Origin of the sequence: Sedimentibacter hydroxybenzoicus DSM 7310, from assembly GCF_013403245.1 — a bacterium.
GTDB lineage: Bacteria > Bacillota > Clostridia > Tissierellales > Sedimentibacteraceae > Sedimentibacter > Sedimentibacter hydroxybenzoicus.
This window is the reverse complement of sequence record NZ_JACBNQ010000004.1, coordinates 133,231-147,459: the sequence shown is the minus strand read 5'-3', so window position 1 is coordinate 147,459 and position 14,229 is coordinate 133,231. Positions and strand designations below refer to the sequence as shown.

The 14,229-nt window shown below is 36.5% G+C and carries 12 protein-coding genes; 3 read left to right on the top strand and 9 right to left on the bottom strand.

Annotation, left to right across the window (positions count from 1 at the left end):
* Positions 1 to 93: 93 nt before the first annotated feature.
* The 3 genes from HZF24_RS06520 to ytaF form a co-directional block, all read right to left on the bottom strand.
* Positions 94 to 945: a DegV family protein gene (locus HZF24_RS06520; RefSeq protein WP_179237486.1), complete on the bottom strand. Its 852-nt coding sequence runs from the start codon at positions 943 to 945 to the stop codon at positions 94 to 96.
* Between the two features lie 106 nt (positions 946 to 1,051).
* Positions 1,052 to 3,295: a U32 family peptidase gene (locus HZF24_RS06515; RefSeq protein WP_179237485.1), complete on the bottom strand. Its 2,244-nt coding sequence runs from the start codon at positions 3,293 to 3,295 to the stop codon at positions 1,052 to 1,054.
* Between the two features lie 625 nt (positions 3,296 to 3,920).
* On the bottom strand, positions 3,921 to 4,652 hold the full coding sequence (ytaF, locus tag HZF24_RS06510; protein ID WP_246345974.1) for a sporulation membrane protein YtaF: 732 nt from the start codon (positions 4,650 to 4,652) through the stop codon (positions 3,921 to 3,923).
* Positions 4,653 to 4,729: 77 nt separating this feature from the next.
* Between ytaF and HZF24_RS06505 the strand changes: the two genes are divergently transcribed.
* A complete protein-coding gene (locus tag HZF24_RS06505; protein ID WP_179237484.1) occupies positions 4,730 to 5,410 on the top strand; it encodes a DUF1232 domain-containing protein in 681 nt (226 codons plus the stop codon).
* Positions 5,411 to 5,782: 372 nt separating this feature from the next.
* On the opposite strand, the gene HZF24_RS06500 is transcribed toward HZF24_RS06505, so the two are convergent.
* The 3 genes from HZF24_RS06500 to HZF24_RS06490 form a co-directional block, all read right to left on the bottom strand.
* Entirely contained in the window at positions 5,783 to 6,256 is a 474-nt protein-coding gene (locus tag HZF24_RS06500; RefSeq protein WP_246345973.1) for an NUDIX hydrolase, read from the bottom strand.
* A 220-nt stretch (positions 6,257 to 6,476) separates the two neighbouring features.
* Positions 6,477 to 7,562 (bottom strand): virulence RhuM family protein, encoded by a 1,086-nt coding sequence (locus tag HZF24_RS06495; protein ID WP_179237483.1) that lies wholly within the window; start codon positions 7,560 to 7,562, stop codon positions 6,477 to 6,479.
* 606 nt (positions 7,563 to 8,168) lie between these two features.
* Positions 8,169 to 8,327: a hypothetical protein gene (locus HZF24_RS06490; protein ID WP_179237482.1), complete on the bottom strand. Its 159-nt coding sequence runs from the start codon at positions 8,325 to 8,327 to the stop codon at positions 8,169 to 8,171.
* A gap of 245 nt (positions 8,328 to 8,572) precedes the next feature.
* Here HZF24_RS06490 and HZF24_RS06485 point away from each other — a divergent pair, with 245 nt between their 5' ends.
* The gene (locus HZF24_RS06485; protein ID WP_179237481.1) at positions 8,573 to 8,917 is read left to right on the top strand and encodes a hypothetical protein; all 345 of its coding nucleotides are present in this window, start codon (positions 8,573 to 8,575) and stop codon (positions 8,915 to 8,917) included.
* Between the two features lie 488 nt (positions 8,918 to 9,405).
* Here the strand turns inward: HZF24_RS06485 and HZF24_RS06480 are convergent, their stop codons facing one another.
* Together HZF24_RS06480 and HZF24_RS06475 are read right to left on the bottom strand one after the other, a co-directional pair.
* Complete coding sequence (locus HZF24_RS06480; RefSeq protein ID WP_179237480.1) at positions 9,406 to 10,398, bottom strand: NAD(P)H-dependent flavin oxidoreductase; 993 nt, start codon at positions 10,396 to 10,398, stop codon at positions 9,406 to 9,408.
* A gap of 40 nt (positions 10,399 to 10,438) precedes the next feature.
* Entirely contained in the window at positions 10,439 to 11,107 is a 669-nt protein-coding gene (locus HZF24_RS06475; protein WP_179237479.1) for an NIPSNAP family protein, read from the bottom strand.
* 189 nt (positions 11,108 to 11,296) lie between these two features.
* On the opposite strand from HZF24_RS06475, the gene HZF24_RS06470 reads away from it, so the two are divergent.
* Complete coding sequence (locus HZF24_RS06470) at positions 11,297 to 12,781, top strand: PucR family transcriptional regulator (protein ID WP_179237478.1); 1,485 nt, start codon at positions 11,297 to 11,299, stop codon at positions 12,779 to 12,781.
* Between the two features lie 370 nt (positions 12,782 to 13,151).
* Here the strand turns inward: HZF24_RS06470 and HZF24_RS06465 are convergent, their stop codons facing one another.
* On the bottom strand, positions 13,152 to 14,066 hold the full coding sequence (locus tag HZF24_RS06465; protein WP_246345972.1) for an AraC family transcriptional regulator: 915 nt from the start codon (positions 14,064 to 14,066) through the stop codon (positions 13,152 to 13,154).
* Between the last annotated feature and the right edge of the window lie 163 nt (positions 14,067 to 14,229).

The following is a 14,229-nucleotide window of genomic DNA, read 5'->3' as shown; positions in this document are numbered from 1 at the left end:
ACTGTGAGCACAGTAAAATATTTTAATTTGAAATAAAAAAGAGGCAAAGTCTATCGATCATAAGTTGACCGCAGACTTTGCCTTTTTAATCATCTATTTTTCAATCCCTGTAATTCCAATTGCCCCTGGTCCGCCATGACTGGAAATCACAGAACCCGCATTCATCCATCCAGATGTTTGAATGCCGTTTTCTCTTAGCAGATTATTAATCATCTCTTTCTGATTGTCTTCAACACCCGGAGCACCTACTACCATAACGGTTTCAGGGTTAATATTATAACTTTCAAAAAAATTATTAACCATCTTTTTTAGACAGCTATCAAAAGGACCACGATATTTTTTCCCGGAGACTAAGTATCCATTTTCTAATATAATAGTCGGATGAATTTTCAACAGATTTGCCCCATAAAAAGCTAAATTTGAAACTCGGCCGCCAGCTTTTAGATAAAGGAGTGTTTTAGGCAGAAAAACCATATGTGTGCGCTCTCTGATATCTTCCACAAAAGCAATAATTTCTTCAGGACTTGTATCAGGATTATCTTCAATAAATTGCGCTGTTGCTTTAACAACAGCAGCTGCTCCAATAGAAACATGCTTGGAATCTACAAGGTAAACATTTTTAAAATCTTGAGCTGCAATATTTGCCGCATTGAATGAAACAGTTGTTACTGCAGAATATCCAATATGAATTATATATGCATCTGGATGTTTGTCAAAAATCTGCTTAAAAACCTCGGCATTATCTTGAAGTGTGGAACCGGATGTTTTAGGTAGATTTCCTGTTTCTTCATAATAATCAAAAACTCTCTGAACATCAAAACTACCATCATCATACGTTTGATTTTCCATTGTTACATGCATCGGAACGACTTGTATATTATAGCGATCTATTATTTCCTTAGATAGATCCGAACCACTTTCAGTTGTAATAATATATTTTTTCACACATACCTCCATTATTTGGGCAGATTATAATTCTATATGATTAGTATCTTATCATAAAAGCGATTAGAAAAATACAAGTTTTAAGTATTTATTTTAATGAATTTTCCTACAAAATCTCTTTATTAAAATGTCCTCTTGTGTCTGTTTGCTGATCAAAGGCAGCTTTATCCACTCCGCCATTTAGTTTGCTTAAGGCCTTATTAATGATTTTCACAACCTGCTCTTTTGATTCAATTGTGAAGTTTAATCTGAATGCCTCGATTCCTTTTATGCTTTGCAGCTCATCTAAAAGATTAAGCGTCTTCCCATTAAGGATAGTCGTTGTACAATCATCATGAGAAATGACAGGGAACGTTCCTTGCTCATCCTTTAACTCATAGCTCGACCTTTTGCAAACACTGCATTGATTCATTTTTTTCATCGGACAATATTTTGTAAACATCAAAGGAGCCCTGCCATATACAATCATTTCCAACGCGGGATAACCGTCATTTTCTTCATAATAGGCATTGATTAAATCTTCAATTTGTTTCTTATTCAATTCATAAGATAAAGTTACCCGTTTCGCACCTAATCTATATAATTCATAGCAGCTAACAGAATTAACAACATTAAGAGAATAGTCCGCAACAAAAGGATTGGTTTTTCTGTAATGATAAATTCCCCCATATCCTCCGATTAACAGCTGCCCTTCTTTTTTCTTGTAATCATTCTGGTTTCTTCTAATAATGTTTTCAAAATAGATTTCCTTAATTCCACAGCTCACGCAAGCATCATACTGTTCCTTAGTCGTTACAGAGGCCGTAAGATATGGTTTTTCAGGAGCAAAGCTTATTTTTTCTTTTGCTGTCAATGTCTTGGTTCTTTTCTTTTGGCTGTTAAGCTTTAAGTCATATAAGCCCTGTACAATATCTCTTCTTGCTGCATTTAACAGTTTAGCCGGAATAAATGCATTGCTTTCCTCAAAATCTACATTGCCAAGTTCGAATATAGTATCATTTAATCTTGAAAACTGCTTTATTACCTGCTCTTTTGTTGTTGGATTATTAATTGCCTCACCCAGTATTTCCTCGCTTTCATATAAATAATTAAAGCCTAATCCCTCTGCATCTATGATAAGCTTTGAATCCGGAAATGCATACACTTTAAGATTCAGGTTGAAACGCTTAAATTCTTTTTCCAGTGATGAATCTAATTCTTTGTAATATAAATAATCCTTCGTTATATATACTAAATCACCCTTGGACAACTTTTCTTTGATTTTGATATAACATACATCATCTGCTTTGTTGATTAAATTGCCGTCTTTATCGTACAGCTTTACAACAGTTAAATTAACATCTTCATTGTTATGACTTATTCTGATTATATCGTTTTGATTTAAAGTACGTGTAAGTGTTATTTCATACATGTCCTTAACAATCCTGCTGATTCTTCCGATTTCATAACCAAAGTTATTAGGTCTTAAGATGTTTGTAATATCTTTCTTATCCTCATGAAACATATATCCTTTAGTAAATGTTCTGTTGAATGTTTTGTTCAGATTTTCCTTATCTTCTTTGTTTACTTTATTATCTAAGGCCATGCGGTATTTTGATACAGTATTGGCAACATACGCAGGCTCTTTCATTCGACCTTCTATTTTTAAAGAATCAATTTCTTTTAAATCATTGATATAATCGATTGTGTTTAAGTCCTTAGTAGATAGAATATAGCTTTTACCTAAAGACGTATCTGTTGTCTTATCAATCAGTTCATACTCCTTACGACATGACCCGACACATCTGCCGCGATTTCCGCTTCGATAGCCGATTAACCCGGACATCAGACAGTTTCCGGAATATGATACACATAAAGCACCGTGAACAAAAATTTCTAAAGGCATTTTAGATATTCTTCTTATCTCTTTTACTTTTTCAATCTCAACCTCACGTGACAGAACAACTCTTTTTGCACCAAGTTCTTTAAATAATAAAGTCCCGTCTAAATCGTCTATTCCCATTTGAGTTGAGCAATGTGCTTCCATATCAATAAAGTTTTTAACTAAATAATCAAAAGCAGCCAAGTCCTGGACGATAATTCCGTCAACACAGATTTCATTTAATTCGTCCATCTGTTCTTTCATCTCTTCAACTTCGTTTTCGAAAACGATAGTATTCATTGTTACATAGATTTTAACATTCCTCAGGTGCGCATACGTAACAGCCTCTTTTAACGATTCTAAATCAAAATTAGATGAGTATGCACGTGCACCAAATTTTTGCATTCCTAAGTATATTGCATCACAACCATTAGAAATTGCAGCTTTTAAAGCTTCAATATTTCCTGACGGTGCTAATAATTCAGTCATTTTTTCCTCCATACTACCGCTATTCTGCGCTAAGCGCTTCTAACCGGTTGTAAAATTTTCTATAGTTAACAGCTGTTTTTGGGATTAAAAAGCGCACATAAAAATGCTGTGCTAATTATATCATGGTAATTCTCATTTTGCGATATATAATTCTGCAAAAGGAGCTGTAACAACTGATATGTTTAAGACGCATTTAATATAAAGGGCGGGCTGAGAGCAAAATTCTCCGCCGAAATTATAACTATTACGAAGAAAATCTTAATTTAAAATAACTTTAAAGTTCACAGTGAGCGGACAATCCCCCTGTGAACTTATTTTGATTATGGACACATTCATCTATGTATGTCATCACAAAATTGGCTGAATAAATTGAATCAAAGCTGCAACTGCTGCAGAAAATTCTACCGTTCCTTTTATAGTTTTTAGTCCTGATATTGCTGTTTTGAGGAAGTTCCTCCTTGGAGTCGGGGAACTAACCTCTTCTCTAATAACATCCAAACTACTGGCTATAATAAAGATTAATTATGTTTTCAGATAAACCCTTTGTTCACTTTTCATTTATTATACCTGTTTCAACAAAACATTTCCATTATATTACCTTTTAGCTGGTTCTTGTAAAGAATTTCTATAGTTTTAAAAATGCAAGTATAATTAATACAATACCACTTAACCATGATAGGTTGAAGTATAGTTTCCTTGCAATTTTGTTTCCCAAATACACCCCTAATACAACTGCAACCATATCAGTAATTAAAGAGCTTAAAAATACTGCTAATCCATTTATATTTCCAAGGGCAGCACCAAATCCAACTGTGAAACCATCCAGGGATAGTGCAATTGCTAAAGAAGCAGCTTCCATTGGTGAAATTGTTCTTGAGGCATCAATATCTGCATCTTCTGGGTTAGCGTAAAGATTTAAAATAAATTTAAGATTAAACATGGAGAAACTTATCTCCTTATTAAAGTTATTATACTTTTTAATAAAAGATTTTATAATACTATCTAATAATTTTGTAACACCTAGTACAAATAAAATAGTAAAACAAATTGCTATAGTTAGCCAATCAGGAATATACTGTTTTATTAATGTTCCTGCTACAATAGATATTCCCAAAATACAACTGCATACAAGATTAATTATTTGAATGGATAACATAGGCACCTTTATTTTATTACTTCCATAAGCAAAACTTGCTATAAAGGCATCTATGGATAATGCTGAGGCAAGAGAAGCTGCCTCTAAAAGAGTAATCAATGAAAGTTTCAAATGCATACACCTCTTTAATAATGTTTTTATTTTATTATATTCCCTCCCATAGTATTCGTTACAAGAAAGGCACAGCATTGCTTTTATCAAAACAACTGATGCTATTTAAGCAACAATTGTAGTTTGGATGCATATATTATAGGAAATAAGTTTATTGGGGTGATATTATGCAAAACGATAAAGAGTATAAGGAATGGTATCCTAAAGACGCAAATGATTTAGGCTTATATCAGTTAGGTGATATAATTAAATCCTCAATGTTTGAACAATCAATAACCATGAGAAAGTTAAGTAAACTTACTGGAATATGTACCTCAAGTATATCTAGAATTGTCAATGGTAAACAACTACCTGCTATAAATCACCTACAAAAATTTTCTAGGCATCTAAATATACCTATTGAGGAATTACTGTTATCTATAGGGATTGGTAGCAAGGAAAGATTTAATAAAGACTCTTATTTTATGCTAAATATGATACAAGATATACTTCAACTCCATAATATGGATATATCTAACGTTATTTGTGATATAAAAAAAGAGTTAACTAAATATGAGGCTTATTCTAAAACAGAAGAAGGTCAAAAAATAATACTAGATGAATATATTTCCAAGGTTGCAAAAATAAATGGCTCAGGTATAATCATAGAACAATTGAATTCACTTTATGATTTATTTTACTCTGAAGATATTGAGCCTAATGAAAAAACAATTATAGGTGGTGCCTTACTTTATTTCATTCTCTCTGCCGATATAATTCCAGACTATGTCTTTCCCATTGGCTATTTAGATGATGCAATTGCTATAAATATAGTTGTACAACAACTACCTAAATATTTTAATTTTTAATTTCATAAATAAAATAGGATATATAAAGTATACATGGAGTTTTATTTATCCATTTAACCTTTACTATTCTATTTTGATGATTTTTTAAAAATTCTGTAATCTCTTCATATGTTTTTTGATCCATCGTTTAACAACTTCTGGAGAAGTCATACATATGTGACTAACCCTATAAATATAAGTGTTGTTATCATAAAGTTAACTCTTGACATCTGTGTTTATATGAAAAAATAACTACATGATATAATGTGAAAATTAGTGTACAGGGTGAGTTGACATGATAGAAGCCAATTTCCAGCCCGATAAAATGCTTATACTGTGTGCAATCCATCAATCCATATTAATTTTCTCAAACAATTCGTCAATGTATGTATATTATTCCCATGTTGTGAATGTTCCCTCGTCAATCATACGGTTAATTTCATCACGGCTTGCCCACATTGCATTGCAGGTTTCATCAGGAGCAAGAATTACGGTTGATATGTCTACATTTTGCCGAAATAACCAAACATCAGCCAAACCGTGACATTCAATGTCGCTACACGGTAAGAGATGTTTAATCATTCGTCCGTTCTGCGGCTCAAGAATAATGCCTAATTCTTCTTTTGTTTCTTTCAATGCCGTAGTCAAGCTATCATCACCCACAACCGCATTTCCGCCTGTACATTCCCACATATTGGGGCGCGTCTTGTTCGGCGTTCTTTGCGATATAAGGTATTCTCCGTTGTCGTTCTCAATCCAAACGTAAACCTCAAGGTGATATTCGCCTTTGTTCATGGGCTTGCCACGCTTGTGAACACGTCCTGTTACATTACCGTTTTTATCTAATATATCCCAAAGTTCAACCAAGTTTATTCCTCCATTCGTGTACTTTATACGTACAGAATATAAATCTTCTTCATTGTAACTTACTTATTCCTTGACATCAAACAGACACTCTCCACATGCCCTGTTGCTGTGATTCTGATGACTGTTTAGTCTGATACCCCCTTGGTGTCAGTGTATATTTTCAGCCTTATACCAAATGTAATTATCTTAAATTTCCTCAAAGCATACTTTCTAAGCAGATTTACTCATCGTAACTTTCCAAAAACAGATCAAAATCACTCTTGAACAATTGGTCTTGCATAATGCGATATTTTTCAAATTGTGTTTCAGCATGGAGTTTTGCCTGTTCTGCTGATATTTTCCCTGCATCCATCAATAAATCTCTTCCGTTGAACTCTATAAAACCATCCACGCGATTTGCCCAATCTTCCATTGTCATCGGAATGTTGTTCTCTGCTTGTACTTCTGCATAATCCAGATACATTGATACTAAGCGATTTAAAAAATCAATTTCTTTTTCCGTCAGATAGTTTTTTGCAATAGAAACATCAAATTTTTGAATTTTTCCTCCCGGTGCGGCTTTCCAAGTGGTCAATCCCATATTCTTTAGATCTGAATCTGCTCTATCCATAATTATTTCTGCTGCGGTGTGTCGATGAACGGCATAATGTAGTTTGTTCTGCACTTTTTTAAAAAAATCCTTTGTCGTCTTGGATGATTTGTCATAATCGATGGCTGTTGAATAAATATCTGTAACTTTTTGATAGAACATACGCTCAGATTCACGAATTTCACGAATTCTTACAAGCTGTTCTTCAAAATATTGATTCGTTAATTTGTGACCGAGTTTAAACCGTTCATCATCCATGACAAAACCTTTTATTGTGTAATCTTTTGCAATTGTGATAATCCATTTGCGAAATTGTACGGCTCTTTGATTATCAATCTTGAATCCAACAGCAATGACTGCCTGTAATGCATAGAATTTCACTTTATATGTTTTTCCGTCACTCGCAGTTGTTTCCAAAATGGAAACAACTGAATTCTCCTCCAATTCGTCATCTTCAAATACTTTTTTGAGATGTTTTGATATCGCTGCTTTTCCGATCCCGTATAACTCTGCCATCATTTTTTGTGTCAACCATATATTTTCATCTTGGTAGCGGACTTCAACAAAACTTTCACCACTTCCTGCAATAAATGTCAAATATTCTGCAGCTGCGGAAACAGGCAGATTACTTTCCTTATAGTCTGTCAAACTTTTAATCGCTTTATTTCTTTGCTCTTCCAGTTTTTTTATTTTTGATTCTCTATCATCAGATTTCATAATTAATTGTCTCCAATTCTTGACATTTATGCTTTTATTATAAATTCATCAAACATAAATGTCATTTTTCTTATATTGTATTAGTATGACTCTACTTTCCGAAAAATCTAATCATCCTGTTTCTCATCGGTTATATCCTTGAACCCTCAACCGAAAAAACCGGCCGTTGGATTCTATAAAATTAATGAATATATCATAAGACTGGTTGCACAATATAACGGGATGAATCTCGACAACTCCGTTAATCTCCACCCACCGAAAGTCAGGATTTGTTTCAGCATGAGGTAAAACATCTGAAATTCGGTCAGCATCCAGTTTATATTTATCGTATTCTTAAATTTAAGCCATACACCCTTCTTTCAATAGCCTTATATGCATACCAACCCCAGCTCTCAAAATCATTCAACTTACCCATCAACGTATGGTTTGTTCGCCATGGAATTTGTTCAACAATCTGTTACACAAATTTATTCTCTTTAAATATTTTTACTTTGTAATTTCCTCTGAATTAGACTTCCATATCAATCGAATGTATGTTCTTGTATTATTGTACTACAATTTGTAAACTTTTGCAAGAAAAATAAAGGATATAAAAGTCTTTAACTCTCATATCCTCAATTTCAGTATATTTATAAAATAATTGACCGCGAAGTCGAGGAATACTAAAAACACCACAATAACCCAAATAGTAAATCCTTTTTCTATACTTGGGTTAGCAACCATGTCTATCGGTGGAGTCGCACCATTACTCTTAAATTGTATCATACTAAATCCTCCTTTTTTATTGAATACAACAATTTATTTATACTACATATTTATAATTATATTCGTTCGCCAAACTAAATCAATGGTCAAAATATGATTCATATGTCCCAAAGGTATCGTTTATCGGTAAAAATGATTGCATTAAGTTATTAAATGAATCAGATGGGATGGAAAGTAGTGGATAATACAGCAAAAAATCCAGCCAAGCTTGATAAAAGAGTAAGAAAAACAAAAAAACTATTAGAATGACTTTTATGACTTTGGCGGCTAAAAAAAATTCAAATGAAATAACGGTAACTGAAATCTCTGATATTGCGGATATTAACAGAAAAACTTTTTATGTGTATTATAAAGGTGCCAATGGCATTATTAATGAAATCGAAGACGATATTATTAAAGAGTTTGTTTGTATCATAAATAAACAAGATATTATAAAAATAATTTTGGAACCGAATTTAATGTTTAATATCTTTACGGAGATTATCAATAAAGATATTAATTTTTTTACTCTTCTTATCAACTCCTCATTGATTGATACTATGTTCGAGAAAATTAAAAATGTAATCAGAGAAGTGCTCTCATCACTTTAGAAAGTAAAACCACAGTCAGCCCTGAAATGCTTAAATATATTCTTGAATATGTGGCAGGAGGACTGATTACAGCGTATAAGGAGTGGTTCAAAACGGATTAGAAAATTTTACTAGAGGATTTATCTAAGCATATTGCCATGATCGTATCAGCAGGAATTAAGACAATAATAAAATAGTTTAATAAAGCCTTCATTAAATAGCAAATTGCTTGCCGCCTAACTCATGACTAAAGTCACGAGTTAGGCGGCAATTTGTTCAAAGGCCGTTACGCGGAATATTTGTAGTCCCGGCCCATGATTGTGACCCTGTCGCCGTCGTGGAACCGGTGCCCATCCTGCTTTAACGTGAAACTTTTATAATTCTTTCGTTTGCAGAACTGGAGCGGAGACTTCCGCCCACGACATTTTGCCTTGACATGGGCATCGTCCAGTGAGATAGCGTTCCACAAGCCGCCGTGGAACGCCTTGCACGGCGATTGCTGCCTACAATTAATATCCCATACCTTTGGCGATGTCGTCCAAAATCGCCTTGGTAGATCTTATCTCCTTGATGGCTCCGCAGGCTCCGCTTAAGGTAACACAGCCATGCTCAACATCACCTTGCATCATAGCCTTGATGAAGTGATCGCCTGTATAATGCTGAGCAATTTCATAAGGCGAAGCGCCACCTGCCGCAAGGGCTGAGCACACTCTGCCCAAGTAATTGTTTGTGGTATTCATACGGGCAGTGGATGCTCTCCATGTGACGATATCCTCACCCTGAGCATCTATGATTGCTTGCTTGAAATTCGGGTGCATACGCGCTTCTTCCGCCACCATGATTGCTGTGCCGATATACACACCATCTGCGCCCATGGCTACCGCAGCTCTTGCAGACTTTTCGCCTACGATGCCGCCTGCGGCTATGATGGGAACATCTGTCAACACGTCTGTTACCTGAGGCAGTATGCAGGCAAGGCTCATATTGTATTTGCTGTTGTGTCCGCCCGCTTCACAGCCTGTGACTATAATGGCATCAGCCCCCGCTTTTACCGCATCTACACAGGTCTGCACCGTGCAGCACGCCTCACGGTAAACAACTGTCACACCTGCGTTTTTGAAGTCCTCGATTTCAGGCGCTATCATGCCGTCGTTAAAATCGCCGACTATGACGACTACGGGCACCTTTTCCTCAATGATGAGCTGCTTAAAGGGTCCCGAATAATTGCTTTTCGGATCTGTGCCCTTCATGGGAGGAATGTAATTTACTGCAAATGGCTTGTCCGTCATGCTGCGGAGCTTGCGAATCTCACCCCGCATATTCTCTGCATTTTTTATGGGATCGTATTCGTTTTTGTCCACTATTGTGCAGTTCATGCCCAGCAGACCGAGGCCGCCGGCATCGCAGAAGGCCTTTGCCAATTTCGCGTCGCAGGCGTATGCCATTGCTCCTTCAAGTATTGGTCTTTCAATCTTAAAAAGTTCTGTTACTCTGTTACCCATGTGTTTTACCTCTCTTTATTTTAATTTTAACCGCTGTGCGTTATTTCAATGGAGAATACGGAAGGGGATACATGTAGAGAATCTTCTCGTCGTATGTTACGGCCCGCAGCTGATTGCGCATATAGTCGTGACCTTCAACGGGATATGGAGCGTATCCATCTCTTTCTCTGCCAAGGTGACCGTACCACAGGTCGAGCATCACATTACGCTTTCCGGTCAGACGTGTGGCAGTGAAGGTTATTCTGCTGTTGTTAATCTCCACAGCAGATGATTCCAAAGCCATATCCACTACTGTCTGCAGCTTCCCGGCGTGTGCATCAAGAAAAGCCATGGAATAGACACCATGGGGTTCGGTGGAATATGCGATGGAGTTGTCAAGAGCGACCTTTAAAATGTGCTCCTGCTTTTCAGGGGCAAGCTCCTCAACTCTTGTTTCAAATGCCGCAAAGTCGGCGTCCTCCTTGCGGAGCTTCTCGAAGCGGGCAATGTCCTCAAGGGATTCAAAACCAAGTATCTGGTAGATGCTTGAAAGGCGGGAGGAGTCATATTCCCATGCGCCTATGACTCTGAAGCCAAGCCTCTCCTGAGCAGGCAGAAGGTACTTGTTTGCAAGCTCCACATATTCATCTGTTGACATTGGCATTGGAGGGGAAAAGTCAATGAATTGCTCAATTGCATAGTTAACTGTTTTTACCGTTTTTTTTACCATTTTTTTCATCCTTTCATTTCATTCTTCGATTATTACGCACTTTCTTCACTCTTTTTGATTGCTTGTTTATATTTTAACGAAAAATCTTCAGTATGAAAATGGGACACAAATACATTTTTATGATATACTATATGTGATGGCATCACATGTGCAAAAACAAAGTAATTTTGACGCAAGAAAGGAGACAATATGAAAAGTTCAGAAATAGCGCAATACTTGAAAAGCAATTACAAATACACAGGCTCATTTGACAGCAAATCTTTTTTGAGAATAGAAATGGCTTTGCCGCTGTCTTCGCATATGTGTCACAGCACTCTTTTTATATGCGAAAACAGAGAGGATTTATCCTGCGATGGCGCAGTTGTTCTTTGTAATGATGCATCTGCTGTTGTGCCGAAGAAAAACAGTATTTACATAGAAACGGAGCTTTCGCTCCGTGAGGTTTTTGACAAGCTGTTCGATTGGTGGGATGACAAGCAGCGCGCCGAGGATACCTGTCTTGCCATGTACGGATTGATAAGCGAAAACGAAAGTACCGAGACTCTCATGGATATTGCCTATGGGCATTTGGGAAACCCTATTCTGTTTGCGGACTACAAGCAGAACTTAATAGCGGTGAGGGAACCGAAGGGTATATCTATGCCGCAGTGGAGAGAGCTTGTTGACACCGGAGAATATAGCATAGACAATTATAACGAATCGTTTTATGAAGTACACTCAACAATAACAAACAGAAAAGATATTCTGAAGCTACCAGTGGATGGCTATAACTTCTGTTTTTGCTCAATATTTTGCAACTGTGTTTATATGGGAGTTTTTCAGGTCATGGAATACGAGCGAGCCGTAAGTGAAGGGGATTTGGATGTAATACGAACCATGGCAAAGCTATTATCAGTTCAAATTGAAAAATTTCCGGTGTATCCGCCGGGAACTAAAGCTATGTTTGACCAGATAATTTGCGATTTGTTGGATGGGCGTATTGAAACTCGGAATGAATTGGAAATGCGGATGCGCAAGCACAGATGGGAAGCGGCAGATAATCTACAAATCATGCTGATAGAGGTACCTAAACCAGGGCATCAAGGTTTAGAACAAAAGTTAAAGAATGGTTTTGCAAGATGCCTATCAAATACAAAATGCATTGTTTACGCAAAATATATTGTCGCCCTGTCGGAAGGGGCGGCTCATGAAAAGGCGCGGGTAGAGCTTGAAAAATTTTGTATACAATTCGGCACATACATAGGCATGAGCCGTATGTTTTCAGATATGTTTGATTTACAGCATTATTACAACCAAGCAAAAAATGCGCTGCTATACGGAAAGAAATGCAATTCTAGTTTTCGTGTTTTTGATTACCAGAGATTTGCGATGGATGACATTGTAAACTCGTTGTGCAGACTTCCATCCTGCCGGTTTTTATATCATCCTGTTGTGCTTGAGCTTGCGGAATATGACCGAATAAACGCTACAGATTTCAGCAGCACTCTCTATGCTTATATTAAACACAATAGAAGCATAGCAAAAGCGAGTGTAGAACTGTTTTTGCACAAGAATACCATTAACTATCGAATTCAACGCATAAGAGAACTGTATAATGTAAATTACGATGATTTCCAAGAGCTGGCGCACATTTTTTTGACCTACGCCATGATGAAAGAAGATGCAGGACGATAGCAGGTTTTTTTTGCTTTGTTTCTTTTTTTTATTTTTGTTTCGCAATTACTTATACTTGAATTTTATGAATAAGCCAATCAGATGATAGAAAGGCTCCTTTTTCATTCGAATAAAATCCCTCTTGCAATAAAGAATATAAAGCTATTAAAGCCGGAGAATATATGATATAAATCCACCATATTTCTCCGGCTTTATTTCTCTCTAATTTGTGATTTATAAAATATTATCTATCCTACTAAAAAGCCATCTTTTGCATCACTTTTAGTGCGAAAAAAACAAGGAAATGGAGCGGTAGCGAGCGACATGACGCAGCATGAGGCGTAACGCCGTTTAGCAGAAAGGGAGAATTTTAATCCTATACCCCATGTGGTTAGGCGTTATTACGAAGTGCCTTTATATCTTGAAGCGGCGGCAGACCAAACAAACGCCGATATTCCCGGCTAAATTGTGAGGGGCTTTCGTATCCCACTTTTAGCGCCGCCGTTGTTGCGTCAAACGAATTATTCAGCATGAGACGTCGAGCCTCTTGAAGTCGAAGCTGTTTTTGATATTTGAGCGGCCCCATTGTCGTAACCGTCTTAAAGCCATGTTGTAGGGCAGATACACTCATCCCGTTGGCTTTGGCGAGGCTTTCAATCGTAAAGGAAGTACTAAGATTTTCCTTAATCCAAACAATAGCGTTTCCAATGCCATTGGCCTGTTGGTCTATCATAATGTACTTGAAAAATAAGTGTCCGTATTCGCCCGAAAGTAGCTCATATATTAATTCTTGCTTGTAAAGTGTCGATAAAAACGCCGCTTGTTTGGGGCGGCTATTCAACTTCAAAAGACGGATAAATATTTTTAAAATTGCTATGTCGGACTTGCCAACAAAAGCACCAACCACAAGCGGCTTTCTATCCGTTTGTAACCCCGACTTTGATTCTATGGCAATCGACACAATTTCATCAATTGTAAAATCAATATTCAGCCCGATATATGGAGATGCCTCTGTTGCGCTGGCAACTTGACCGGATACTGGAATATCTATCATGGAAACTAAAAAATCACCGGGCGTATAGTCAAAAATATCCGTACCCATGTGTAGCCTTTTTGCACCATTCACTACAAGGCAGAGTGATGGTGTGATGATGCCGCAAGTCAAAGGATTTTCTATGCTGCGCCGATACACGGACAGAAACGGTGCGGCGGTTTCATTGCGACCTTCACTTACTGCAATACTCTTTGTCATTGTAAGCAGCCTTTTTAGCAATTCCTGTTTTTCTACTAAAATATCTTCACTCAAATTATCCCACCTGCTTTCAGTAACAAGTATATTATAAATAATTATTAAAATCAATGGTGTTATGCAGGAATAGGCAAAAATATTGCAGTTTTATGGCTTGTTTAGTTTTGGTTATGCAATATAATACAAGTGTAAAGAAAAAATTGGAATAATTAATAAGGAG